This is a genomic window from Microbacterium sp. Z11_20 (assembly GCF_057197605.1).
In genome coordinates, this window is sequence record NZ_JBXVOQ010000003.1 from 272,806 (window position 1) to 296,897 (window position 24,092).

At 70.4% G+C, this 24,092-nt stretch carries 19 protein-coding genes; 12 read left to right on the forward strand and 7 right to left on the reverse strand.

The features are described 5' to 3' along the window. Window positions 1-176 precede the first annotated feature (176 nt). Together AC2DFQ_RS09345 and AC2DFQ_RS09350 are read right to left on the reverse strand one after the other, a co-directional pair. Window positions 177-1,382: an MFS transporter gene (locus AC2DFQ_RS09345; protein ID WP_484533690.1), complete on the reverse strand. Its 1,206-nt coding sequence runs from the start codon at window positions 1,380-1,382 to the stop codon at window positions 177-179. Continuing rightward, entirely contained in the window at window positions 1,382-2,263 is an 882-nt protein-coding gene (locus tag AC2DFQ_RS09350) for a TIGR03620 family F420-dependent LLM class oxidoreductase (RefSeq protein ID WP_484533691.1), read from the reverse strand. Before AC2DFQ_RS09350 ends, AC2DFQ_RS09345 begins: the two co-directional genes overlap by 1 nt. A gap of 200 nt (window positions 2,264-2,463) precedes the next feature. Here AC2DFQ_RS09350 and coaA point away from each other — a divergent pair, with 200 nt between their 5' ends. Continuing rightward, window positions 2,464-3,417: a type I pantothenate kinase gene (gene coaA / locus AC2DFQ_RS09355; RefSeq protein WP_484533692.1), complete on the forward strand. Its 954-nt coding sequence runs from the start codon at window positions 2,464-2,466 to the stop codon at window positions 3,415-3,417. A gap of 20 nt (window positions 3,418-3,437) precedes the next feature. On the opposite strand, the gene AC2DFQ_RS09360 is transcribed toward coaA, so the two are convergent. Continuing rightward, entirely contained in the window at window positions 3,438-4,019 is a 582-nt protein-coding gene (locus AC2DFQ_RS09360) for a TetR/AcrR family transcriptional regulator (RefSeq protein WP_484533693.1), read from the reverse strand. A gap of 86 nt (window positions 4,020-4,105) precedes the next feature. On the opposite strand from AC2DFQ_RS09360, the gene AC2DFQ_RS09365 reads away from it, so the two are divergent. Both AC2DFQ_RS09365 and AC2DFQ_RS09370 read left to right on the forward strand, forming a co-directional pair. Continuing rightward, window positions 4,106-5,119 carry an NADP-dependent oxidoreductase gene (locus AC2DFQ_RS09365; RefSeq protein WP_484533694.1) on the forward strand — a complete coding sequence of 338 codons (1,014 nt, stop codon included), beginning with the start codon at window positions 4,106-4,108 and terminating at the stop codon, window positions 5,117-5,119. Next, window positions 5,116-5,586: a nuclear transport factor 2 family protein gene (locus AC2DFQ_RS09370; protein ID WP_484533695.1), complete on the forward strand. Its 471-nt coding sequence runs from the start codon at window positions 5,116-5,118 to the stop codon at window positions 5,584-5,586. The genes AC2DFQ_RS09365 and AC2DFQ_RS09370 overlap by 4 nt, the downstream gene beginning before the upstream one ends. A 45-nt stretch (window positions 5,587-5,631) precedes the next feature. Here the strand turns inward: AC2DFQ_RS09370 and AC2DFQ_RS09375 are convergent, their stop codons facing one another. Beyond that, on the reverse strand, window positions 5,632-6,237 hold the full coding sequence (locus tag AC2DFQ_RS09375; protein WP_484533696.1) for an acyltransferase: 606 nt from the start codon (window positions 6,235-6,237) through the stop codon (window positions 5,632-5,634). Window positions 6,238-6,449: 212 nt separating this feature from the next. Here AC2DFQ_RS09375 and AC2DFQ_RS09380 point away from each other — a divergent pair, with 212 nt between their 5' ends. Genes AC2DFQ_RS09380 through AC2DFQ_RS09420 form a run of 9 tightly spaced genes read left to right on the forward strand, consistent with a single transcriptional unit; the run spans window position 6,450 to window position 21,072 of the window. Next, a complete protein-coding gene (locus AC2DFQ_RS09380) occupies window positions 6,450-12,269 on the forward strand; it encodes a DUF4082 domain-containing protein (protein WP_484533697.1) in 5,820 nt (1,939 codons plus the stop codon). A 49-nt stretch (window positions 12,270-12,318) separates the two neighbouring features. Then, window positions 12,319-13,374, forward strand: a complete 1,056-nt coding sequence (locus AC2DFQ_RS09385) for a Gfo/Idh/MocA family protein (protein WP_484533698.1) — start codon at window positions 12,319-12,321, stop codon at window positions 13,372-13,374. Then, on the forward strand, window positions 13,371-14,399 hold the full coding sequence (locus AC2DFQ_RS09390) for an NAD-dependent epimerase/dehydratase family protein (RefSeq protein ID WP_484533699.1): 1,029 nt from the start codon (window positions 13,371-13,373) through the stop codon (window positions 14,397-14,399). Before AC2DFQ_RS09385 ends, AC2DFQ_RS09390 begins: the two co-directional genes overlap by 4 nt. Further along, entirely contained in the window at window positions 14,392-15,564 is a 1,173-nt protein-coding gene (locus AC2DFQ_RS09395) for a DegT/DnrJ/EryC1/StrS family aminotransferase (protein WP_484533700.1), read from the forward strand. Before AC2DFQ_RS09390 ends, AC2DFQ_RS09395 begins: the two co-directional genes overlap by 8 nt. A 5-nt stretch (window positions 15,565-15,569) precedes the next feature. Continuing rightward, on the forward strand, window positions 15,570-16,196 hold the full coding sequence (locus AC2DFQ_RS09400; RefSeq protein WP_484533701.1) for a NeuD/PglB/VioB family sugar acetyltransferase: 627 nt from the start codon (window positions 15,570-15,572) through the stop codon (window positions 16,194-16,196). Beyond that, window positions 16,193-17,326 (forward strand): DegT/DnrJ/EryC1/StrS family aminotransferase, encoded by a 1,134-nt coding sequence (locus tag AC2DFQ_RS09405; RefSeq protein ID WP_484533702.1) that lies wholly within the window; start codon window positions 16,193-16,195, stop codon window positions 17,324-17,326. The genes AC2DFQ_RS09400 and AC2DFQ_RS09405 overlap by 4 nt, the downstream gene beginning before the upstream one ends. Then, complete coding sequence (locus AC2DFQ_RS09410) at window positions 17,323-18,534, forward strand: glycosyltransferase family 4 protein (RefSeq protein ID WP_484533703.1); 1,212 nt, start codon at window positions 17,323-17,325, stop codon at window positions 18,532-18,534. Before AC2DFQ_RS09405 ends, AC2DFQ_RS09410 begins: the two co-directional genes overlap by 4 nt. Next, entirely contained in the window at window positions 18,531-19,970 is a 1,440-nt protein-coding gene (locus tag AC2DFQ_RS09415; protein WP_484533704.1) for an oligosaccharide flippase family protein, read from the forward strand. Before AC2DFQ_RS09410 ends, AC2DFQ_RS09415 begins: the two co-directional genes overlap by 4 nt. Window position 19,971: 1 nt before the next feature. Then, entirely contained in the window at window positions 19,972-21,072 is a 1,101-nt protein-coding gene (locus AC2DFQ_RS09420; protein WP_484533705.1) for a glycosyltransferase family 2 protein, read from the forward strand. A gap of 16 nt (window positions 21,073-21,088) precedes the next feature. Here the strand turns inward: AC2DFQ_RS09420 and AC2DFQ_RS09425 are convergent, their stop codons facing one another. The 3 genes from AC2DFQ_RS09425 to AC2DFQ_RS09435 are packed head-to-tail and all read right to left on the reverse strand — an operon-like array spanning window position 21,089 to window position 24,030. Beyond that, window positions 21,089-22,114: a TolB-like translocation protein gene (locus tag AC2DFQ_RS09425; protein ID WP_484533706.1), complete on the reverse strand. Its 1,026-nt coding sequence runs from the start codon at window positions 22,112-22,114 to the stop codon at window positions 21,089-21,091. Next, window positions 22,111-23,403, reverse strand: a complete 1,293-nt coding sequence (locus AC2DFQ_RS09430) for an MFS transporter (protein ID WP_484533707.1) — start codon at window positions 23,401-23,403, stop codon at window positions 22,111-22,113. The genes AC2DFQ_RS09425 and AC2DFQ_RS09430 overlap by 4 nt, the downstream gene beginning before the upstream one ends. A gap of 6 nt (window positions 23,404-23,409) precedes the next feature. Beyond that, entirely contained in the window at window positions 23,410-24,030 is a 621-nt protein-coding gene (locus tag AC2DFQ_RS09435; RefSeq protein ID WP_484533708.1) for a hypothetical protein, read from the reverse strand. Window positions 24,031-24,092 lie beyond the last annotated feature (62 nt).

Sequence of the window (24,092 nt, forward strand, 5' to 3'; positions counted from 1 at the left end):
TGCGGATCAGCGGTGGCGCGGGAATCGAGGAATTCTCGCGGATCGAGGATGGATGCTGGCCGGAGGGTCCTCGATTCGCGAGATGTCCTCGATCCGCGCGGGCCCGGAGGGGCGCAACCGGGAGGGGGTGCGCGGCGCGCGCTTGCGTACCCCCCTGTTGCGCCAGCCCGCGCGGATTAGTGGGGCGTCACGCGACGGACGAGCGGGTACAGTCCCGCGGCGAGGGCGAGTACGCCGGCGATGACGAAGTCGATCCGCAGTCCGGCGATGTCCACGAGCACACCGCCCAGGAGGGATCCGAGCGCGATGGACCCCTGCATGGTGGAGACCAGCACAGCGGATGCTGCTTCCGGCGCGCCCGGTTGGGAGGCCATCATCCAGGTCTGCAGGGAGAGCGGGACGATGCCCCACAGGAGCCCCCACACGGTGAAGAGTGCGCCGACGACGATGCCCCACCCGGCGATGAGCGGCAGCAGCACCAGGAGTGCCCCAAGAACGAGTGACACACCTGCAAGCGTCGCCAACCGGTTCTTCGCAATGAGGTAGCCGCCGAGCAGAGTGCCGAACACGCCCGCGACACCGTACGCGACGAACAGGGCCGTGACGACCCCGGCTGCCAGGTGTGCTTCGTCCACCAGGAAGGGGGTGATGAACGTCGACGCTGCGAACTGACCGGTGGCCACCAGAACAGAGGCGATCAGCGCGACTCGGGCCGGTGGCGACTGGAACACCCGGCTCAATTGACGCCACTTCATGCCGACGGTGGGGCCGATCCGGGGCAGCAGCACAAGCTGCGCGATAAGCACGATCGCCGACAGTGCCGCAGCGCTCAGAAACACCGCGCGCCAGCCCGCGAGCTGGCCGATGAACTGTCCCGCGGGCAGACCGATCACGGTCCCTGCGGAGATGCCCGCCAAGATGATCGACGTCGCTTTCGTACCGTTCTTCTCACCTGCGAGGCGGAACCCCAGTGAGGGCACGACCGCCCAGAAACCGCCCAGCGCGACCCCGACCAGCACGCGACCCAGAAGCAGGATCGCGAAGGTGGGAGCGAACGCTCCGATGATGTTCGCCAGGAGCAGCAGCAGGCCGAGAAGAAGCACGAGCCGGTTTCGGGGGATACGTGCCAGGCCCACCACGACCAGCGGTGCGGAAATCGCCGCAACCAGCCCGGGAACCAGAATCATCAACCCCGCGGTTCCGGTCGTGACCTCCAACTCCTCGGCGATCTGCGGCAGTACGCCGATGGGGAGGAACTCGGTGGCGACGAGGATGAACGCGCCGAGGGCGAGGGAGGCGACCGCCCACCACATCCGCATCCCCGGGAGGGGCGGTGTGTGTGCTCGCGTCGAACCGGTGTTGCGTGTGGTGGTGCTGTCCATTAGCTCTCCGATGGCAGTAGTGCGCGAGAAAGTTCGGCCCACTCGTGGCGGGGGAAACCGCGGTTGTCCGTCAGGACCTGGATGGCGACGTGGTCGGCGCCCGCAGCGTGCTGCTCCGAAACCCGCCGGGCGATGGCATCCATGTCTCCCCAGGCGACGGTGGCGTCGATGAGCCGGTCGCTGCCGCCCTGAAGGAAGTCGTCATCGCCGAAGCCGGCTCGGCGCAGGTTCGCCTGATAACTGGGGAAGCCGAAATACATGCCAATTCCGGCGCGGGCGGTGGCTCGTGCTCGAGCCGGGTCGGTCTCCAGAACGACCGCTTGGTGGGGCGCGATGAGAGGTTCAGGTCCCAGCAGCGCACGGTAGTTAGACGTCAGAACGGGGGTGACCAGGAAAGGGTGGATGCCTGCGGTGCGGTCGCCGGCGAGGGACACCATGTGCGGTCCGAGCGCCCCGACGAGCCGCTCTTGCCGTGGCGGTTCGCCGGCATCCGCGTCCAGCTCGTCGAGGAAACGTCGCATCTCGGAAAGAGGGCTCGCGAACGTGTGTCCGCTGGCGGCTGCCGCCTGCGGGTTGCTCACCCCGAAACCGGTGAGAAGACGCGTGCCGTACTGGTCTCGCAGCCTGGCGTGCTCCGAGGATGCGCGGCGTCCGTCCTCAGACCAGATACTCACAACTCCGAGGGCCACACTCGTGCGCGAACCGGCCGCGAGGAGCCGTTCGGCGCTGGCCCAGATCCCGGGGCCGCCGGCGCCGGCAATCCACATCGCACCCCACCCCTGATCGTTGAGTTCCGCGGCTACCTGGTCGACCTCCGGGTTGCGGCTACGGAGCTCCAAGCTCCAGACGCCTACCGGCCCGATCGGTACGGAACTGTTCATGGCTGCTGCCTCTCTCAGAGTGCATCGGGGAGCGCAGTCCATAATTTGATACTGCGCAGTACACAAACGCGAGGGCAACGTCCCTATTCCGAACAAGCCGTATTTGTATTCCTGACAGTACAGAAGAGGCGGGCGGTATGCCGCACATCGCCTCCCCCCGCGCCGCCCGGGCGCTGATCGCGCGGGAGTAGCATGGGCGCGTGCCCGCCGCTGAGACCGCCGTGCCCGCTCCGTCGTTGAGTCCGTACCGCGAGATCGATCGAGCCGAGTGGGCGCGGCTGGCCGCCGGGATGCCGCAGCCCCTCACCGAGACCGAGGTCGTGCAGCTGCGGGGCCTGGGTGACCGGCTGGATGTCCGCGAGGTGCACGAGGTCTACCTCCCGCTCAGCCGCCTCCTGAGCCTGTACGCCAACGCCACCAAGCGGCTCGGAGCGGACACCGCATCCTTCCTCGGCGAGCAGGATGTCACGACGCCGTTCGTCATCGGTGTCGCCGGGTCGGTCGCGGTGGGCAAGTCGACGATCGCCCGCCTGCTGCGCGAGCTCATGAGCCGCTGGGCCGACACCCCGCGGGTGGAGCTCGTCACCACCGACGGGTTCCTCTACCCGAACGCCGAGCTGGAGCGGCGCGGGTTGATGGACCGCAAGGGCTTCCCGGAGTCGTACGACCGCCGCGCGCTGGTGAACTTCCTCCGCCAAGTGAAGAGCGGCGCCGAAGAGGCGCGTGCGCCGTTCTACTCGCACATGCGGTACGACATCATGCCCGACGCGCACGTGACGGTCCGCCGGCCCGATGTCGTGATCGTCGAGGGACTCAACGTGCTGCAGCCCCCGCCGGCGCCGAACGATGTGGCCGTCAGCGATCTGTTCGACTTCTCGATCTACGTCCACGCCGATCCCGCGCACGTGGAGCAGTGGTACGTCGACCGGTTCCTGGCCCTCCGGAAGGCCTCGTTCAGCAACCCGAACTCGTACTTCCGGGTGTTCGCAGACATCAGCGACGAGGAGGCGGTGGAGCGCGCGCTCGGGTACTGGCGCGACATCAACCTGCCGAACCTCCTGGAGAACGTGCTGCCCACGCGCCACAGGGCGAGCCTCATCCTGCAGAAGGCCGCCGACCACACGGTCGAGCGGGTCCAGCTCCGCAAGCTCTAGCCGGGCCCTCCCGGCGCGGCCTAGGCCGACTCATGTCGGAGGACGCCGCTGCGGATGACCTTGAAGAGGCGCTCGGAGCGCCCGTCGAACCCGGGCTGGTCGCTGAGCCAGGCCAGGGACGATGCCAGAGCGAACAGGTCCGCCCCCTCGATGTCACCTCGAGCGCTGCCGTCGGCCTGAGCGCGATCCAAGAGCCGGGCACCGGATCCGCGCATCGCAACGCACGACGTGTGCAGCGCGGACTCGGGGTTCTCGATCGCGCGCACCATCAGCGTCACAACACCTCGGTAGGTCGTCGTCATCGCGATGAAGTCCTGCACCCAGAGCATGAGTGCATCAGCTGGCGAGTGGGCGCTCTCCATCTCCACGGCGCGTGCCGTGAGTTCATCGAACCGAGTGCGAAGGAGCGCCTCGAGCAGGTCTTCCCGTGTGGGGAAGTGTCGGAGCAGAGTCGCCAGTCCGACATCCGCATGCCGAGCGAGGTCTCGCATCGAGGTATCGACACCCTGTTCCGCGATGAGCCGCGCTGCGACAGCGAGCAGGCGATCGTGGATGGTTTGCGCGTCCGCTCGCATGCGTGCCTCCTCGCTGGAATGGATCAATGAACCATTTTATGTGGTTCACTGATCCAGGTAAGTGAATCACTGGATCACTTACTGTACCCCGTTCCAGAGTTCAGGAGAGAACCATGCCCACAGGGCTGATGAAAGCCATCCGACTGCACCACTTCGGGGGCCCCGACGTACTGCGCATCGAGGACGTCCCGATCCCCGTACCTGAGCCAGGCGAGGTGCTCGTGCGTGTACATGCGGTCGGCGTGAACCCCCCGGACTGGTACGCGCGTGAGGGCATGCCCGACGTCCCGCCGGAACTGAAGCCCCCGTTCCATCTGCCGATGATCCCGGGTACTGACGTGTCTGGTGTCGTGGCTGGCATCGGAGAGCGAGTGGACGCCTTCGCGGTCCGGGACGAGGTCGCCGGACTGGTTCGGTTCCCTCATGTGATGCAGGCCGGCGCCTACGCCGAGTACGTCACGGTGCCGGCGAGCGATTTGGCGATCAAGCCTGCCGGCGTCGACCATGTGCAGGCGGCAGGGCTTGCGATGTCCGGGCTCACCGCGTGGCAGTTCCTCATCGACGTCGGGCACGATCACCCCTCGCCGTTCCAGGATGCTCAGCACGTGCCGATGCCGCTCAGTGCCGACAGCACGGTCCTCATCAACGGTGCCGCGGGCGGTGTCGGGCACCTCGCACTGCAGTTGGCGAAGTGGAAGGGTGCCCGAGTCATTGCCGTCGCCTCGGGCTCGCACGAGGAATTCCTCCGTGACCTCGGTGCCGACGAGTTCATCGATTACACCAAGCAGCAGCCGGAAGAAGTCGCCTCGGACGTTGATCTCGTGCTGGACGCCGTCGGCGGTCCGAGTAGTCGCCGGTTCCTCCGGATCATCAACCGTGGTGGTTCGCTCTACCCGGTCTACTTCGGTGAGTTCGACGAGGAGGAGAACGCCGAGCTCGGCGTCACTGTCACCGCCATCCAGGTCCGCGCGAGCGGGGCACAGCTCTCGGAGATGTTGCAGCTCGTCGACGAGGGCGCCCTCCATGTCGCCATCGACAGCACGTTCCCGCTCGCCGAGGCCGCGGCCGCACACGAGCGCGCAGGCCAAGGGCACATCCGGGGCAAGATCGTGCTGGTCGTCGCATGAGCGGGGCCGTCGAACCCGGCTGGGGCAGCGCGCACCTCGCCACGGTCCACCCCGGAGCCGTGATGATCGACGCGAGCGAGCAGCTCGCCGTGCACCAGGCGCTCATCCGTTACGCATTCGCCCTGGACCAGCACGACCGGGAAGCCCTGGAAGCCGTCCACACCGTCGACGCCGCCTGGACCTTCCGGTTCGCCGACCACACCGACGTCGGCCCCATACGAGGTCGTGATGCCATCCTCGAGCTCGTCGGGAGCGCGTGGCCGACCGAGACTGAACAGCGACGCCACAACCTGCTCAACGTCGTCCTGCACAGTGCCGGCCCGGACACCGCCCATGCTCAGGCGTACCTGCTCCTGGTCTCACGCAGTGGCGTCGTCGGCACCGGTTTCTACCGCTTCGAGCTCCGACGCCAGGAAGGCAGCTGGCGCATCGCCGATCTGTTCCTCGGCACGGACAACGCATGGTGATCGGACCGCAGATGAGGGAGGAAATTGGGACGGGCGGGGGGCGGGTCAGGGGAGGGGATGCAGCGTGCCGGCGGATTCGCGGTAGCGCTCGCCGGTCGTGGGGCAGACCCAGTCCTCGCCCTCCTGCGCGAGCGGGCGGCCCGCCCGGCCGACCCAGCCGATCCGCCGCGCGGGAACCCCCACGACGAGCGCGTAGTCGGGGACGTCCTTCGTGACGACGGCGCCGGCGGCCACCAGCGCCCAGGACCCGATTCGCACCGGTGCGATGCAGACGGCACGGGCGCCGATCGAGGCGCCGTCGCCGATCTCGACGCCGACGGCCTCCCAGTCATCCGCCGACTTCAGCTGCAGGTCGGGGGTCACGGCGCGGGGGAACTCGTCGTTGGTGAGCACGGCGGCCGGTCCGATGAAAACGCCCCGCCCGAGCCGGGCCGGCTCGTAGACGAGGGCGTAGTTCTGGAGTTTGCAGCCGTCGCCGATCTCGACGCCGGGGCCCACATACGCCCCGCGCCCCACGATGCAGTCGGCACCCACGACGGCGTCCTCCCGCACCTGGGCAAGGTGCCAGATCTTGGTGCGGTCGCCGATGCGCGCGGCCTCCGCGACGTCGGCGGTGGCGGCGATGAACGGCTGATCTTTCTGCGAAACCATGGGTGCTCCCTCTCCGTGCCGGCGGATTCTTGAAATTGCTCGTGCACGCCTCCCGACAAACGCTATACTCGCGGCGGGGAGACGCACGACTTCTGCACCGCTCGCCGGCGCAGACGGTCTGTCGTCATCGTTATCCGCCTTCGGGCGGACTGGGGTCCGCCGGGGGGCGGGAAGCCCGCAAGCGCTCTGCGCAGCGGGTGGTATGGGGAAAAATGGGGAACTCGACGCTCGTCGTCCACGCTCGACGTTCAGTGCGCGCGCGCGTCGTCGCGCTCGCCGCACTGGCCGCGCTCGTCATGTCGCTCCTCGTCGCGCTTCCGCCGGCGGCCCGGGCCGAAGCATCCAGCCCCTGCGGCGCCGACGTCAATGCGATCGAGTGCGAGAACCGCAAGCCGGGCACGTCTCCCGAGGTGTGGGACATCACCGGCGCCGGCGACCCCAGCATCCAGGGCTTCGCCACCGACATCAGCGTCAACGTCGGTCAGCGCATCGACTTCAAGATCGACACGGATGCGGCCGGCTACGGCATCGACATCTACCGCACCGGCTGGTACCAGGGCCTGGGAGCGCGCCTGGTCGACAGCGTGAAGCCATCCGTAACGCTGCCGCAGATCCAGGACGAGTGCCTGTCCGACCTCAGCACCGAGCTGTACGACTGCGGTACGTGGGACGTGTCGGCCTCGTGGAACGTGCCGACCACCGCCGTCTCCGGCGTCTACGTCGCGCGGCTCGAGCGCGCCGACACCGGCGGCGCCAGCCACATCACCTTCATCGTCCGCAAGGACGGCAACACCTCGGACGTGGTGTTCCAGACCTCTGACCCGACCTGGCACGCCTACAACAAGTACGGCGGATCAGACTTCTACCAGGGCGCAGCGAAGGGCCGGGCGTACAAGATCAGCTACAACCGTCCGTTCGCCACGCGGGGCGGCGTGGAGGCGCGCGACTTCTACTTCGCCTCCGAGTACGCCACCGTCCGCTTCCTCGAGCGCAACGGCTACGACATGAGCTACATCGCCGGCGTCGACACCGACCGGCGGGGCGGGGAGCTGCTCAATCACAAGGTCTTCCTCTCCGTCGGACACGACGAGTACTGGTCCGGCGCACAGCGGGCCAACATCGAAGCCGCCCGCGACGCGGGAGTGAACCTGCAGTTCCTCACGGGCAACGAGGGATACTGGCGCACGCGCTACGAGCCCTCGACGGTCGGCGAACAGGGCGACAAGCGCACGCTCGTGTCGTACAAGGAGACGTGGGGCGACGCGGCCCGTCCGAGCGGCGGCAAGATCGACCCCAGTGCGGAATGGACGGGCACGTGGCGCGACCCGCGCTTCGCGGGAGCCGCGCAGGGCGGGCATCTTCCGGAGAACGCCCTCACCGGAACGATGTACCTGGTCAACAACGTCTACTTGCCGGTGACGGTCACGGCGAACGAGGGACGCACGCGGCTGTGGCGGAACACCGACCTCACCCGGCTGCCGGCCGGCACCTCGGTCGCCCTCGCCGACCGCACCGTCGGGTACGAGTCGAACGAAGACGTCGACAACGGCTTCCGTCCGGAGGGCCTCATCCGTCTGTCCACCACGGTCGGACCGACCCCCGAATACCTCCGCGACTACGGCAACGTCGTGACCGCGGGCACGACCAAGCACCACGTGACTCTGTATCGTGCCGCCAGCGGCGCGCTCGTCTTCTCCTCCGCCAGCGTGCAGTGGGGCTGGGGTCTGGACGCGACCCACGACGGCAACGGCGCACCCGCCGACCGCCGGATGCAGCAGGCCCAGGTCAACCTCCTCGCCGACATGGGAGCCCAGCCGGGTTCCCTCATGAGCGGACTGGCTGCGGCGACCGCCAGCTCCGACCGGACGGCGCCGACGACCGTCATCCTCACCCCCGCGCCCGGTAAGACCATCGCGCACGGGTCGGCGGTGACGGTGACCGGCTCCGCCTCCGACACCGGCGGTGTCGTGGCCGGCGTGGAGGTCTCTACCGACGGCGGCGACACGTGGCACCCGGCCGAGGGCACCACGACGTGGAGCTACAGCTACGTGCAGCAGGGCAGCACGCAGGCGACCATCCTCGCTCGTGCGATCGACGACAGCGCCAACTTCTCCCGTGCAGGAACCAGCCGCACCGTCGCGGTGACCGGGCCCTACTCGGTGCTCGGAGCCGAGACACCGATTCTCGCCTCGGCGGCCGACGCCGCCCCGGTCGAGGCGGGCCTGCGGTTCACGCCCGATTCCGACGGATTCGTCACGGGCGTCCGCTTCTACAAGGGAACCGCCAACTCCGGCACGCACGTCGGAAGCCTGTGGGATGCCGCTGGCGCGCGCCTCGCGCAGGTCACCTTCCGCGACGAGACGGCCGAGGGCTGGCAGACCGCCGCGTTCGACAGCGCGATCCCGGTGATCGCCGGCCAGACCTATACCGTCTCGTACACGGCGCCCCAGGGCGGCTACGCCATGGACCAGCGCTACTGGCCGTATCAGTCCGCGGGCACCTCGCCGTTGACGGTGTCATCCGCCGTCGGGGCGGGCGCTGCGGGCGTGTACGGAGTCGCTGGAACGCGACCGACGTCCACCTGGGCCGAATCGAACTACTTCGTCGACGTCGTCTTCAGCCGCGCCGACACGTCGCCGCTGCGCGTCCTCGCACCGAGCCCGGCCCCCGGCGTCTCCAGCGTCGCGCCCGACGCCGCCGTCACCGCGACCTTCTCGCGCGCCGTCGACCCGGCAACGGTGTCGCTCACGCTGACCGACGTCGACGGCGGAAGCGCCCCGGGCCTGGTCTCGTACGACGAGGCCACCCGCACCGTGCGATTCGCGCCGTCCGCGCCGCTGGCAGCCGCCACGACCTACACCGTCACGCCCGCCGCCACAGACGCCGCCGGCGTCGGTCTGGCCGAGGGCAGCTCTTGGACGTTCACGACCCGCGCCGCCGACCGGCCCGAGGGCGAGTGCCCCTGCAGCCTGTTCCCGGAGAGCCGCGTCCCGACGATCGCGTCCGACGCCGACTCGGCGCTGGTGACCCTCGGCGTCGCTTTCAGCCCTTCGGTGAACGGAGCCGTCACGGCCATCAAGTTCTACAAGGGTGCGAGCAACACCGGCACGCACACGGGCGCCCTGTGGGATGCGTCGGGCCGCCGCCTCGCGACCGCGTCGTTCACCGACGAGTCGACGGCCGGGTGGCAGACGGCGCTGCTGGACGCTCCCGTCACGGTGGCTGCCGGTCAGCGATACGTCGCGTCGTACCTGGCCCCGCGCGGTGGCTATGCGGCCTCTCCCGGCGCCTTCGCCTCCGCCTACACGCGCGGGCCACTCAGCGTTGCTGCCTCCGGTGCCGTGTACACCTATTCCGACGGGTTCCCGACCGGGACGTCCACGACCGATTACGGCGTGGACGTGGTCTTCGCTCCTACTCCCTCGGCAGCCGCCCTCGCCGTCGTGTCACGGACGCCCACGGCAGGTGCCACCGTCGACGCCGGCACCTCCATCTCGCTCACGTTCGACGGCGCGGTCGCCTCAGGGTTCACCGGGACGGTCACCGCGGATGCCGCGGCCGTCGCGGGATCGTGGGCGCGGTCGGCCGACGGGAAGACGCTCACCTTCAGGCCCGCCGCCGTCCTTCCCGACGGGGCGCACGTGATCGTGTCGCTCACCGGCCTGACGACCCCCGGCGGCGCACCCGTCCCCGACCAGACCTGGTCGTTCGGGGTCGAGACCGAGGAGCCGCCCCTCACGCTGCTCGGCGACGCGCGGCCGACCACTCTGCAGACCTCCCAGTCTGAATCGGTCGAGCTGGGCATGGCGTTCACCTCCGCCGTCGACGGCGACATCACCGGCCTCCGCTTCTTCCAGGTCGCCGGCGACACCGCCGCGCACTCCGGATCGCTGTGGGGCCCCGACGGCCGGCGCGTTGCAGAGGTCACGTTCGCGGCGACCACCGGTTCCGGCTGGCAGCGGGCGGTCTTCGATGCACCGGTGTCCATCGTCGCGGGCCGGACCTACACGGTGTCCTACCTCAGCCCGCAGGGGAAGTACGCCTACACCAGCGGCGGCTTCGCGAACGCGGTCACCAGCGGTCCGCTCACCGCCGTCAATTCCGAGAACGGCCGCTACCGCTACGGCTCGGGCGGGGCGGTACCGACGCAGGTCTGGCAGTCGACGAACTACTTCGTCGACGTCGAGTTCCGGCCCGGCGCCGAGCGGCCCGCGGTGGCGTCGACCTCACCCGCGGCGAACGCGACCCGCGTGGCGCACAACTCCGCGGTGAGCGCGGCCTTCGACCGCGACCCGAGCGCTCTGGCCGCAACCCTCGTCGTCACCGGCCCCGCCGGTGCGGTGACGGGGTCGACGGCGGTGGATGCGGCATCCCGCACCCTCACCTTCACTCCCGCGGCCGCGCTCTCCGCCGCGACGACGTACACCGCCACGGTTCGCCTCGACGGCGCGGCGCTGCATTCCTGGACCTTCACGACCATCGAGCCGGTGATCTCCGGTGAGCGGCAGACGCTCTTCGGCGCGGCCGCACCGGCGGTCGAGTCGGCCGCCGATGGCGACGCCGTCGAGGTCGGCACCGCCTTCACCGTCGCCCGGGCAGGCCAGGTCACCGCCCTCCGCTTCTACCGAGGCGCGGGCAACGCCGGCACTCACCGCGGCATCCTGTGGTCGCCCGAGGGTGAAGAACTCGCCCGCGTCTCGTTCGCAGCCGGGACGGCACCCGGCTGGCAGCGCGCCGCGCTGAGCACGCCGGTGGCCGTCACGCCCGGGGTGGAGTACGTCGTGTCGTACCTGGCGCCGTTCGGCGGGTACGCCGCCAGCGAGGGATACTTCGCCACCGCACGTACCTCGGGAGACCTCACGGGACCGCGCGGCGACAACGGACGCTACCGCTACGGTGCTGACGGCGGCTTCCCGCAGGGGTCGTGGCAGTCCACCGCCTACTTCGTGGATGCCGAGATCGTCTTCGGCGCGACGCCGACGCCGAGCCCGACGCCGAGCCCGACTCCGACGCCGAGCCCGACGCCCACGCCGACGCCGACGCCGAGCCCGACTCCGACTCCGACGCCGAGCCCGACTACGCCGACGCCGACGCCGACGCCGACGCCGACGCCGACGCCGACGCCGACGCCGACTCCGACTCCGACGCCGAGCCCGACTACGCCGACTCCGACGCCGAGCCCGACTCCGACGCCGAGCCCGACGCCGACGCCGAGCCCGACGCCGACGCCGAGCCCGACGCCGACGCCGACTCCGACGCCGCCTGCGGGGCCGATCGCGACCGCGACCGCCGCCGCGCCCGCGGCCGGGGCGATCGAGGTCGCCCCGACGACGACCGTGTCGGCGACGCTGACGCCCGCGCCGGCCACGGCCGCGCTCACGCTGACCGGACCGGCAGGCGCCGTTGCCGGCGCGACCGCGTACGACGTCGCCACGGGAGAACTCCGGTTCACCCCGACCGAGCCGCTCGCCTGGTCGCGCACCTATACCGCCACGGTGAGTTCGCCCGCCGGTACCGTCACCGCGGCCACGTGGAGCTTCACGACCAGTGCCGAACCCGCCGTTCTGGCGGCCGAGACCATTTTCGGCGACGCTCTGCCGCAGCATCCGTGGTGGGACGATTCCGGCGAGGTGCAGGTCGCCACGCGTTTCACCGTCGACGAGGCCGGCGAGGCCACCGGTGTGCGGTTCTACAAGGGCGCGGCCAACACCGGTCAGCACACCGGCTTCCTCTGGCGAGCCGATGGCTCGCGTCTGGCGGCGGTCGACTTCGTCGACGAGACCGCCGACGGATGGCAGACCGCGACCTTCGCCGAGCCGGTCGCTCTCGAGCCCGGAGTGGAGTACCGCGTGGGGCTCTTCAGCACGGCCGGCCGCTACGCGGTGGATCTGGGCACTCTGGCGACCGAGACGAAACTCGGGCAGTTCACCATCCCGGCCAACGGTGGCGCGTACGCGCAGACCACCGACTATCCGGCAAATCTTTCGACCCACAACTACTGGGTCGACATCACGTTCGACGGCGCCGGCTAAACGGCTCGTCGTTCATCTGGGGAAATCACACACGTGGATTGGGGAATCCGTGACTGACAGGAAGAACATCGCCGTCATCGGCGCTGGCTATTGGGGACCGAACCTCGCGCGGAACTTCCGCTCGAGCGCCGACTGGAACCTCGCGGCGATCTGCGACCTGGACCGCGACCGCGCGGTCCGCGTCGCCGAGTCCGTCGGGGGAGCACCGGTCACCACCGATCTCGCCGAGGTGCTTAGCGATCCGCTCATCGACGCGATCGCGATCGCGACGCCGGCGGCCACGCACGCGCGCATCGCTCTGGCCGCGCTGGATGCGGGCAAGCACGTGATCGTGGAGAAGCCGCTCGCCGACCGTGGCGAGGCCGGGGCCGACATGGTCCGTCGTGCCCGCGAGCGCGGGCTCGTGCTGATGGCCGATCACACCTACTGCTACACGCCGGCGGTGCTGAAGATCCGCGAGCTGTTGGCCGAGGGATTCCTCGGCGACGTGCTTTTCATCGACAGCGTCCGCATCAACCTCGGCCTCATCCAGCCCGACGTCGACGTGTTCTGGGACCTCGCGCCCCACGACCTGTCGATCATGGACTTCGTGCTGCCGGGCGGCCTTGACGCCACCACGGTCTCGGCGCACGGATCCGACCCGCTCGGCACCGGCAAGGCCTGCGTCGGGTACGTCGCGATGCCGCTGGCGCGCGGAGCCATGGCCCACGTCCACGTCAACTGGCTGAGCCCGACGAAGATCCGTCAGATGGTCATCGGCGGAACCAAGCGGACGCTCGTGTGGGACGACCTCAATCCGCAGCAGCGGGTGAGCGTGTACGACCGGGGCGTCGACATCGCGAGCGTGTCGGAGAGCGACCGCGCCGCGCGCGTGTCCTACCGGCTCGGCGACACGTGGGCGCCCGCCCTTGCCGAGACCGAGGCCCTCGCCGGTGTCGTGGCGGAGTTCGCCGCGGCCATCCGCGAGGACCGCCCCGCCCGCACCAGCGGCGAATCGGGCCTCCGCGTGCTGTCGCTCCTCGAGGCAGCCACGGTCAGCGCCGCCGCCGGTGGCGTCCCGCAGACACTGAACACCCTGACTTCCGACCTGGAGATGACACGATGACCACCATCGAGGGCAAGAACATCCTGGTGACCGGCGGGGCCGGCTTCATCGGCAGCCACCTCGTCGACGCCCTGCTCGAACACGCGCCCGCGCGCGTGGTGGCGCTGGACAATCTCGCGACCGGCTCCCGCGCCAACCTCGAGCAGGCGCTGCGCGACCCGCGGGTCATCCTGGTCGAGGCCGACGCTCGCGAGCGCGAGGTCTTGGACGTGCTCCTGGCCGAGGCGGATATCGTGTTCCACCTCGCGTGCCTCGGGGTGCGGCACAGCCTGCACGACCCCCGCGAGAACCACGAGGTCAACGCGACCATGACCCTCGAGCTGCTCGAGGGCGCCATGCGTGCCGGCATCGAGCGGTTCATCCACGTCAGCTCGAGCGAGGTGTACGGCACGGCGCAGTACGCCCCCATGGACGAGGGGCACCCGACGTTCCCGGAGACCGTCTACGGGGGTGCGAAGCTGGCCGGTGAGGCGTATGCCCGCGCCGCGTTCCGCACGCACGGGTTCCCCGTCACCGTGGCGCGTCCGTTCAACGCCTATGGTCCCCGCAGCCACTTCGAGGGCGACAGCGGCGAGGTGCTGCCGCGCACGATCGTGCGCGTGCTGGCCGGCGAACCTCCGCTCATCTTCGGCGACGGCGAGCAGTCGCGCGACTTCACGCACGTCACCGATACCGCCCGCGGTCTCGTGGCGCTCGCCCAGTCGGACGACGCCATCGGCCGCACGGTCAACATCGGCTCGGGCACCGACGTCTCGATCAACGCGCTCGCCCGCGCGGTTCTCGCCGCGGCCGGTCGTGACGACCTCGAGCCGGTGCACCTGGACCCCCGTCCCGGTGACGTGCGGGAGCTGCTCGCCGATTCGCACCTCATGCGGGCGCTCACCGGCTTCGAGCCGCGAGTGGCCTTCGCAGACGGTGCGCGCGAGCTCTACGGCATCTTCCGCGACAGCGGGGTGTCGCCCGAGGCGATGCTCGCGCAGGTCGAAGACCGCAACTGGGAGCGTCGGAGCGTGGCGCATGTCTGATGTCATGAGCGTCCTCGCCCCGCCGGCCGCCGGCCGCCGGATCAACGTCATGGAGCCGTGGCTCGGCCAGGAGGAGATCGACGCCGTGGCGGCGGCGATCACCAGCGGCTGGGTCGCGCAGGGCCCGCGCGTGGCGGAGTTCGAGAGCGCCTTCGCCGAAGCCATGCAGATCCCGTATGCCATCGCGACCAGCAGCTGCACCACCGCGCTGCACCTCGCGCTCGTCGTGGCCGGCATCGGCCCGGGCGATGAGGTCATCGTGCCGTCGTTCTCGTTCATCGCCACGACCAACGCCGTGCGGTACGTCGGCGCCACGCCGGTGTTCGCCGACGTCGAGGCCCTCACCGGCAACCTCACCGCCGACGGCGTGCGCGCCGCCCTCACAGCCCGGACGCGCGCGGTGATCGCCGTGGACCAGGGCGGTGTGCCGGTCGATCTGACCGGCATCCGCGCCGTGACCGACCCGGAGAGCATCGTCGTCATCGAGGATGCCGCGTGCGGCGCCGGTGCGACCCACCACGGCCGTCCGGTCGGGGCAGGCGCGCAGTTGACGGCATGGTCGTTCCACCCGCGGAAGGTGCTCACCACCGGCGAGGGCGGCATGCTCACGACCGACAACGAGGAGTGGGCCGCCCGCGCACGACGCCTCCGGGAGCACGGCATGACCGTGTCGGCCGCCGACCGTCACCGCGCCGTGCTGGCGCCCGCGGAGGAATACGGCGAGATCGGATTCAACTTCCGGATGACCGACATGCAGGCCGCCGTGGGACTGGTGCAGCTGCGGAAGCTCCCCGCGATCGTCGCGCGCCGCCGGGAGCTCGCCGCGCGGTATCAGGACGCCATCGCCGGCATCCCGGGCCTTCGCGCGGTGACCGATCCCTCGCACGGGACCGGCAGCTACCAGTCGTTCTGGGTCGAGGTGGAGGACTCCTACCCGCTGGATCGGGATGGACTCCTCACCGCACTCGCGAACGCGGAGATCTCCGGACGGCGCGGCATCATGGCGGCCCATCGCCAGCCGCCCTACCGTGAGATCGTGACCGACCGCGAACTGCCCGTCACGGCTCGGCTGACGGACCGAACGCTCATCCTCCCGCTGTTCCACGCGATGACCAGCGCCGACCACGACCGCGTCCTCGCGGTGCTGCGCGACCCGGAGGGGTGATCCGCATGGGGGAAGGAGTGCTGCTCGTGGGCGCGAGCGGCCTCGCGCGCGAGGTGCTGGCGGCCGGTATGTCCGGGGTCACCGGCATGCTCGATGACGACACGTCGTTGCACGGCACCGAGGTCGGCGGAGTGCCGGTGCTCGGGTCCGTCGCGGATGCGGCGGAGCGGGATGAGCAGCTCCTCGTCTGCATCGGACCCAGCGGCAGCCGCTGCGAGGTCGTCCGCAGTCTTGGCCGGCTGGGCGTCGAGGCGGGCCGTTACGCGACGTACGTCGCGCGGTCGGCCCGGGTCGGTTCCACGAGCGATGTCGGGCCCGGGAGCATCCTGCTCGACGGCGTCGTGGTGACCGCGGACGCGCGGATCGGCTCCCACGTCGTGGTGATGCCGAACTGCGTCATCACGCACGACGACGTCCTGGAAGACTTCGCCACGCTGACCTCGGGGGTCGCGCTGGCGGGCGGTGTGCGGGTGGGGGAAGCTGCATACATCGGAATGAATGCGGCGGTGCGGCAGGGGTTGTCGATCGGAGCCGCCGCGACGGTGGGGATGGGAGCAGCAGTGCTCTCCGATGTCCCCGCCGGTGAAATCTGGGCCGGTGTGCCGGCCCGCAAACTGGCGGAGAAGAAATGACCGAGAACGTGCCATTCCTGGATCTGTCCGCGCAGCAGGCGGAGATCATCGACGAGGTGCTGCCGAAGTGGCGCGAGCAGTTCCGCTCGGCCGCATTCATGGGCGGGCCCGAGGTCGCCGCCTTCGAGGAGGAGTACGCCGCGTATCTCGGCGTGAACTGCGTGGTCGGGGTGTCCAACGGCACCGACGCGCTCGAACTGGCGTACCGCGCCGCCGGTGTCGGCCCGGGCGACGAGGTCATCATGCCGGCCAACACCTTCATCGCCACCGCCGAGGCCGCCTCGCGCATCGGCGCGGTCCCGGTGTTCGTCGACGTCGAGGACGAGCACCTCCTCATCGATGCCGACGCCGTGGCGGCAGCCGTCACCGAGCGCACGCGCGCCATCGTTCCCGTGCACCTGTTCGGCCAGACCGCCCCGATCGAGCAGCTTTCCGCGATCGCCGAACGCCACGGCATCCCGATCATCGAGGACGCCGCGCAATCGCAGGGCGCCGCATCCGCCGAGGGCCGTGCCGGCTCGCTCGGCAGCGTGGCCGCCACGAGCTTCTACCCCGGCAAGAACCTCGGCGCCGCCGGCGACGGCGGGGCCGTCATGACGAACGACCCCGAGATCGCCCGCACCGTGCGCGACATGGCGGCACACGGCAGCGCCGTGAAGTACGTGCACCACCGGGTGGGATTCAACGCCCGCCTGGATGCGGTGCAGGCCACCGTGCTGCGGGCCAAGCTGCGGCGCCTGGACGCGTGGAACTCCGCGCGCCAGGAGGCAGCGGCCTGGTACCAGCAGATCCTCGGCGGCATCGAGGGCGTTCGCCTCCCGTCGGTGCGACCGGGCAACTCCGATGTGTGGCACCTCTACGTGATCCGCGTGGAGGGGCGCGACCGGGTGCTCGCCGAGCTCACCGCCGACGGCATCGGCGCGGGCATCCACTACCCGACGCCCGTGCACCTGAGCGAGGCCTACGCGCACCTCGGATACCGCCGCGGGCAGTTCCCCGTCGCCGAGGCCGCCGCCGACCGCATCCTGTCGCTGCCGATGTTCCCGCACCTGCTCGAGGAGCAGCAGGAACGGGTTGCCGCGAGCCTGGCCCGCGCCGTCGTGCGCGAGCCGGCCATCGTCGGGGTGTGACCGTGTCCGCGCGCCCGCTGCGGGTGCTGGTGTGCCCGCACGAGCTCGTCACCGGCGGAAGTCAGCTGACGGCGATCTCGGTCGCCGAGCGGCTGCGCGACCGGGGGCACGTCGTGGAGGTGTACGCACCGCGCGGCCCGCTCGTCGAGCTTCTCGAGCAACGAGGGCTTCGCTATACGGCGGCGCCGGCCACCGGCGCCGCCGGACCGCGCGCCGTCCTGTCGATGACGCGCGCGATCGGCCGGTTCGCCCCCGATATCGTCCACACCTTCGAGTCGTCACCCGCGGTGTCATCCGCGGCCGCGTCGCTCTTGCGTCCCCACCGGGCCGTGGCGACGATGCTGTCGATGGATGTCCCCGACTTCCTGCCCACGCACCGTCCGCTGATCGTCGGTACGGCGGCGCTCGCGACGGAGGCAGGCGCTCGCCGCGGCGACGTCCACCTCATGGAACCGCCCATCGACCTCGACGTCGACGCGCCCGGTGATCCCTCCGCAGCCCGCGCATTGCTCGGCATCGCGGAGGACGCGTTCGTGGTGTCCGTGGTCGGACGTCTCTCCGCCGAACACCACAAGGCACGCGGGATCGCGGAGGCCATCGACGCGATGGCCTCCGCACCCGACCTCCCCGCCACCGTGCTGCTCGTGGCCGGCGACGGTGACGAGGCCGAACGCGTCCGGGATGCCGCCACGCGTGCGGGCGCGGCATCCGACCGTCTCGACATCCGGCTGCTCGGAAACGTCGCCGACCCTCGGGCGGTCTACGACGCCGCAGATGTCGTCTTCGGCATGGGTGCCTCCGCGCTGCGGGCGATGGCCCACCACACGCCCCTCATCGTGCAGGGCCGCGAGGGGTTCTGGAAGCTCCTCACCCCCGAGACGGCATCGGTCTTCTTCGCGCAGGGGTTCTTCGGCGAAGGATCCACGGGCGAGGGGTTCCTCGACATCCTCGACGGGCTGCGCGATGCCGACCGTCGCGCCGGGCTGGCCGCCTTCGGGACCGCGCTCGTGCGCGACCGGTACGCGCTGGAGGCCACGGTGGACCGGCTCGAAGCGCTCTACGCCGACGAGCTCGGCCGCCGCCGTCCGCGGATGCGCTCCTTTCCTCCGGTGGCGGCGTCGCTGCTGCGCTTCGGGCGGTACCGGGTTGCCCTCGCGGCCCCCGGCGTCCGGCGCAGCTACCGACGTCTGAGGGGGCGCGCAGCATGACCGTCACGGTGGGGTGGGCAGCCCGCGCCACACGGGGCGCTATGTGGAGCGGGCTCAACACGATCATCCTGCGGCTGGGCGGACTGGTCGTCGGCATCGTGCTCGCCCGACTGCTGACACCGGAACAGTTCGGTGTGTACGCCGTGGCGCTCACCGTGCAGGCGATCCTCATGACCGTCGCCGACCTCGGACTGTCCGCCGACATCATCCGCACCGAAGACCCCGACCGGATCGCGCCGACCGTCGCCACCCTCGGGCTCGTCAGCGGCGGCGTGCTCACTCTCGTGGCCGCCTCCTCCGCCGGCCTGCTCGCCGACGCGATGGGGAGCCCGTCGGCGGCACCGGCCATCGCGATCCTGTCGGTCACCCTGCTCCTGGGGGGACTGACCGTCGTGCCGTTCGGGATGCTGCAACGTCGCTTCCAGCAGCGCGAGCTGTTCATCATGGGTGTCGTCGACTTCGTCATCTCGACCACCGTGACCCTCGCCCTGGTCGCCGCCGGCTTCGGGGTGCTGGGTCTCGCGATCGGACGCGTGTCGGCACAGGTCGTCTCCAGCATCCTGCTCTTCGTCCTGGCCCGTGTTCGCCCCCGGTTCGGAATCGACCGCGGGCAGCTGGGTCCTGTTCTCGCGTTCGGGCTGCCGATCGCGGCCGCGAACCTCCTGTCCTGGGCGCTGCTGAACGTCGACAACGTCGTTCTGGCACGGGTGGCGGGGGCCACAGCGCTGGGGTTCTACGTGCTCGCCTTCAACGTGTCGAATTGGCCCATGAGCGCGCTGTCCCAGGTGGTGCGCTCCATCGCGCTGCCGTACTTCTCGCGCGTCGAGCGGCCCGCAGACGGCCTGCCGCAGGTCGTCTCCTTCGCGTGGGCGGGCGCGCTCCCGGCGGGGGCGGTTCTCGCTCTCCTCGCGGCGCCGGTGATCGAGATCCTGTACGGGCCGCGGTGGCTTCCCGCTGCGGCGGTGCTGGCGGCCCTGGGCCTCTACGGCGGGCTCCGCGTCGTCTTCGACGTGTTCGCCGGGTACCTCTACGCGCAGGGCCGTTCGCGTCCGGTGCTGTGGGTGCAGCTGTCCACGCTGCTGCTGCTCACGGCCACGATGATCGTGGCAGTGAACCTGTGGGGGATCGTCGGTGCGGGGTGGGCGCACCTCGTCGTGGGAGTGGTCGTCATCCTCCCCGCCTACCTTCTCGTGCTGCATCGGTCAGGGGTGGCGGTGGCGCCCATCCTTCGCGCGGCGGTCCCGCCGACCCTGGCCGTCATCCCGGCGGCGGCGGTCGCGCTCGGTGCGCGGGTGCTGCTTCCCGACCCGCTCAGCGCTCTGCTGGTGGGTGGGGCAGGATTCGGGGTGATGTACCTGCTGGTGCTGGGTCCGTGGATACTGCGGCGCGTTCGCACGCTGCGAGCGGGAGACATCCGAGAGCCGGGAGAGGCCTGACATGCGAGAACGTCGCCCGGCCGTCACAGCGGCCACCGCGCACGCTCCCCAGCCTCCCGTGCCGGGCGCGCGGGTGAGCGTGGTGATCCCCTGTTACAACTACGCGCGCTTTCTGCCGCAGGCGGTCGCGAGCGTGCTGACCCAGTCCGGCGTCGAGGTGGACGTCGTGGTGGTCGATGACTGTTCGACCGATGACAGCGTCGCCGTGGCCGAGCGGATCGCCGCGGAGGATCCGCGGGTGCGCGTGCTGCGAAACGCGGGCAACCGCGGGCCCGTCCACACCTTCAACAGAGGGTTGGCCGAGTCCACGGGGGAGTACCTCGTGCGACTGGATGCGGACGATCTCCTGACCCCCGGTTCACTCGAGCGCGCGGTGTCGGTCATGCAGCGGTTCCCTGGGGTCGGCCTCGTGTACGGGCACCCCCTGCACTTCACGGGGGATCAGCTTCCGCCCGCACGGACGCGGGCGACCTCGTGGATCGTCTGGGCGGGCAGGGAATGGCTGGCGGCGCGAGCTGCGGCGGGGACCAATGCCATCACCTCGCCGGAGGTCGTGATGCGGCGAAGCGTCGTGGATGTCGTCGGCGGGCAGCGGCCCCTCGCGCACACGCACGACATGGAGATGTGGCTGAGGATCGCGACCCGCGCCGACATCGCTTATGTGGCCGGGGCCGATCAGGCGTGGCATCGCGACCACGTCGCGAGTCTGTCGATGAAGGCCGCCGATCCCCTGGTCATTCTGGGGGAGATCCGCGACGCCTTCGACATGCTCTTCATCGACGGCGGCGCCCCCGGAGACCGGCCGCTGTGGCTGGCAGCCCGGCGAGCCGTGGCCATGCAGGCACTGGACCAGGCCGCGCGCTGGATCGACCGCGGGATCGGCGGGGACCAGGCCGGCGCCCTGCTGGCCTTCGCTGCCGCGACGGATGCGACGATCGAGCGCACCCGCAGCTGGCGCCGGTTGACGCAGGCACGGGGGAAGACGCTCGCGAGGTTGTCCGGGGCGGTGGCCCGGCTGGAGCGGCGCGTGCAGTTCGATCGCGCGCAGAGACGCTGGCACCGTACCGGTGTCTACGAGCGCGTGCTCCTGGCGAACCGCTGACCCTGACGCGGTCTCGTCACGAAGCCCGCAGCACGGAGGGCGACCACGCGTGCTCGAGGAACAGCTCGGGAGCGCCGGAACCGTCGGCTCTCAACGCCCACACATCGCTGTCGCCGGGGTCACCGGGGCGCGGCATCCCATACAGGATGGTGTCGTCGTCGAGCCACTCGATCTGATCGTCGATCGAGCGCGACTCGGCCAGGAGCTCGATCCCACCCGTCGCGATGTCGTAGACCGCCGGGGTCCAGTGAAGGTCGGTCCCGGCGCCGCCGGTGACCCGCTTGAAGGCGATCCGCGTCCCGTCCGGTGAGATCGACGGGCACTCGACGTTCTCGGCGAGCGCCGTCAGGGTGCGCGAGGTGATGTCGCCACGGACGAGGTAGGTCTTCCCCGCGCTGGTCAGACCGGCGGTGGCGTAGAACGAGCCGTCGCCGACGAAGGTGACGCCCCAGTAATTCCGGTCGACGGGCGTGCTGGGCTGGCCGTCGATCAGCAGCGTCCACTCCTCGAGATTGCCGAAGCTCTCGCCGGATCGGGATCGGATGACCGTCTCGGTGGAGAATCCGATCGTCGCGTAGGAGTGGCCGGTCACGAAGGAGGTCGACGCGACCATCGATCCGTCGGGAGACAGCCGCGTCCGGCTCGGGATGCCGGGCAGCGGCCACTGGGCGACCTCGCCGGCGTCGGCGTCGTGCACCGTGGCGCTGTAGGAGGGGACGATGCCCCGTTCGGTGCGCAGGCACGCCAGCTCGTCCATCGTGGCGTCCACGCGATCGCACACGATATCGGCGACGTCACGCGGTCCCGCGGGGTCGGCCAACGGGACGCTCGCCACATGGCCGTAGCCGGCGCCGGAGGCGGTGTTGCGGAACACGAGGCGCTCGTCGCCGGTCCAGGAGACGGTTCTCGTTATCTCGGCCTGACTCGGTGCGGCGCTCCGGGCCTGATACTGCTGCCACGCGACCACCCCGACGACGGCGGTGGCGCCCAGCGCGAGCGCCGAGATGAGCGCCACGATCACCCACTTGAGCCGATCGGTCACGAGGCCACGTGTGCAGGCCGGGCCATCAGGGGGCGCAGGAGCACCGCCACGAGCGGGATGGCGATCGCCAGCAGGATGGCGACCACGATCATCGACTGCTCACGTCCGATCGCGAACCACAGCACGCCGAATCCCGCCGCGGAGAAGAACCGCGTGGCCGCGACGACGGTCTGCGCCGCGGCGATGCCCGTACCCCGCGTCTCCGGCGTCGTCAGCTGCGACGCCAGGGCCGCCAGAACTCCGTCGGTGGCCGCGTAGAAAGCGCCGAGGAAGACCAGGCACAGGATCGTCGCGGCGATGTCGGCGAGTGGGAGGAACGCGACCACATACGCGCCCAGCAGGGCGAGGTGGCCGAAGACGAAGACGCGCGTGCGTCCCACCCGGTCGGCGAGCCTCCCGAGCGGGATCGCGAAGGCGAGGAACGCGACGTTGGTCCCGACGTAGAGCAGCGGGAACCACTGCGCGGCGAAGTCGCTGCGCGACTGCAGGACGAGGTAGACGAACCCGTCGCCGATGGTCATCAAGCCGAGGATTCCGGCGGCGGCCAGAACGCGACGCATCGGCCCGGCGCTGATGACCTTCCAGTCGAACTTCCGGCGCCGCGGCCGCATCGCGCCCTCTTCGCGGGCGACCTTCGCCCGCGTGCGGACGTTGGGCACGACGAGCCCGAGGATCACGACGCCGACCAGGGCGAAGGCGAGGGACGCCACGAACACCGTGTGGAAGCCGTCGGGGATGACCAGGAGGATGAAGAAGGCCAGCAGCGGCCCGATCGCCGCGCCGATGTTGTCGAGCATGCGGTGCACACCGAACGCGGTGCCGAGCCGCTCGGGGTCGCTCGTGGCGGTGATGAGAGCGTCGCGCGGCGCCGTGCGGATGCCCTTGCCGATGCGGTCGGCGGTGATCACGGCGGAGAGGGCGGCGAAACCGGAGCCGAAGAGGAGCCCCACCCGGGCGACGGCAGCCAGGGCATACCCGGTGAACGCGACCCATTTGGGCTGGTCCATCCGGTCGGAGGCGTAGCCTCCCGCGATGCGGACGAGAGCGCTCACCCCCTGGTACAGGCCGTCGAGCACCCCGAAGGCGATGGTGGAGAGGCCGAGAACGCCCGTGATGTAGAGGGGCAGGATCGCGGCCACCGACTCCGACGAGATGTCGGTGAGCATCGAGACGACGCCCAGGGTGATGACGGTGGAGGAGACCGTCCGCGTGCCGGCAGAGCCGCGCCGGCCCCGACGCGCCTCGCTCGTCCGCCCGTCTGTCTCAGGGTTGCCCAGGGAGATGTACATCCCGGCTCACCCGGCTCTCAGGACGCCGTGGATCGTGTACACGGTGCCGGTTCCCGAGGATTCGATCGCGAGCGAGAGCGAGGTGAACGCGTCGGAGAACGCGACGGCATCGGTGCCGGTGCCCGGTGCCACCAGACCCGCGCCCGCCCACGCGCCGGCGTAGTGCGCGCGCACGTCGTCGGCGGCCGCATCCGTCCGCGCCGAGAGGGTGAATTGGAGAGTCACGCCTTCAGACGCGACCGAACTGTGGAGCACCTCGGAACCGGAGGTGGGCGCGGCCAGCTCCGTGGGGTAGCCCTCGACCAGCGTGCCCTGTGCGCTGGCCGGCACGGGCAAGGGGAGGGTGATGCGCGGCGCCGTGTTCTCACGGGCGGGAAGGCGGTCCAGCGGCGCCTCGGGATCGGGTGCCTGCACCTCGCTGCCCGTGGTCGGTTGCGCTCCGGCCACCGGGCCCGGCGTGGATGCTGCCGTCTGCCCGGCCGGCGATGAGCCGGCCTCCGGAGCCGGGGTCGGCGACATGATGACCACCGCAATGGCTATCAAGCTCGCAACGACGACGAGAGCCGTCCCGGCCAGGACCCCGCGCATGCGCGGGGTCAACGTGCGCCACAGCGCTGACTTCCCCATGAGCCATCCCCAGATCCCACGACGAACTGCTCAGGCCCGCCGTGATTCCCCCGGTGTCGGCG

What these genes read in the sequence shown, in the direction of transcription:
- AC2DFQ_RS09345 (WP_484533690.1), bottom strand. Translation starts at nt 1,382, where the DNA reads ATGGACAGCACCACCACACGCAACACCGGTTCGACGCGAGCACACACA.
- AC2DFQ_RS09350 (WP_484533691.1), bottom strand. Translation starts at nt 2,263, where the DNA reads ATGAACAGTTCCGTACCGATCGGGCCGGTAGGCGTCTGGAGCTTGGAG.
- AC2DFQ_RS09365 (WP_484533694.1), top strand. Translation starts at nt 4,106, where the DNA reads ATGCCCACAGGGCTGATGAAAGCCATCCGACTGCACCACTTCGGGGGC.
- AC2DFQ_RS09370 (WP_484533695.1), top strand. Translation starts at nt 5,116, where the DNA reads ATGAGCGGGGCCGTCGAACCCGGCTGGGGCAGCGCGCACCTCGCCACG.
- AC2DFQ_RS09375 (WP_484533696.1), bottom strand. Translation starts at nt 6,237, where the DNA reads ATGGTTTCGCAGAAAGATCAGCCGTTCATCGCCGCCACCGCCGACGTC.
- AC2DFQ_RS09380 (WP_484533697.1), top strand. Translation starts at nt 6,450, where the DNA reads ATGGGGAACTCGACGCTCGTCGTCCACGCTCGACGTTCAGTGCGCGCG.
- AC2DFQ_RS09390 (WP_484533699.1), top strand. Translation starts at nt 13,371, where the DNA reads ATGACCACCATCGAGGGCAAGAACATCCTGGTGACCGGCGGGGCCGGC.
- AC2DFQ_RS09395 (WP_484533700.1), top strand. Translation starts at nt 14,392, where the DNA reads ATGTCTGATGTCATGAGCGTCCTCGCCCCGCCGGCCGCCGGCCGCCGG.
- AC2DFQ_RS09400 (WP_484533701.1), top strand. Translation starts at nt 15,570, where the DNA reads ATGGGGGAAGGAGTGCTGCTCGTGGGCGCGAGCGGCCTCGCGCGCGAG.
- AC2DFQ_RS09405 (WP_484533702.1), top strand. Translation starts at nt 16,193, where the DNA reads ATGACCGAGAACGTGCCATTCCTGGATCTGTCCGCGCAGCAGGCGGAG.
- AC2DFQ_RS09415 (WP_484533704.1), top strand. Translation starts at nt 18,531, where the DNA reads ATGACCGTCACGGTGGGGTGGGCAGCCCGCGCCACACGGGGCGCTATG.
- AC2DFQ_RS09420 (WP_484533705.1), top strand. Translation starts at nt 19,972, where the DNA reads ATGCGAGAACGTCGCCCGGCCGTCACAGCGGCCACCGCGCACGCTCCC.
- AC2DFQ_RS09430 (WP_484533707.1), bottom strand. Translation starts at nt 23,403, where the DNA reads ATGTACATCTCCCTGGGCAACCCTGAGACAGACGGGCGGACGAGCGAG.
- AC2DFQ_RS09435 (WP_484533708.1), bottom strand. Translation starts at nt 24,030, where the DNA reads ATGGGGAAGTCAGCGCTGTGGCGCACGTTGACCCCGCGCATGCGCGGG.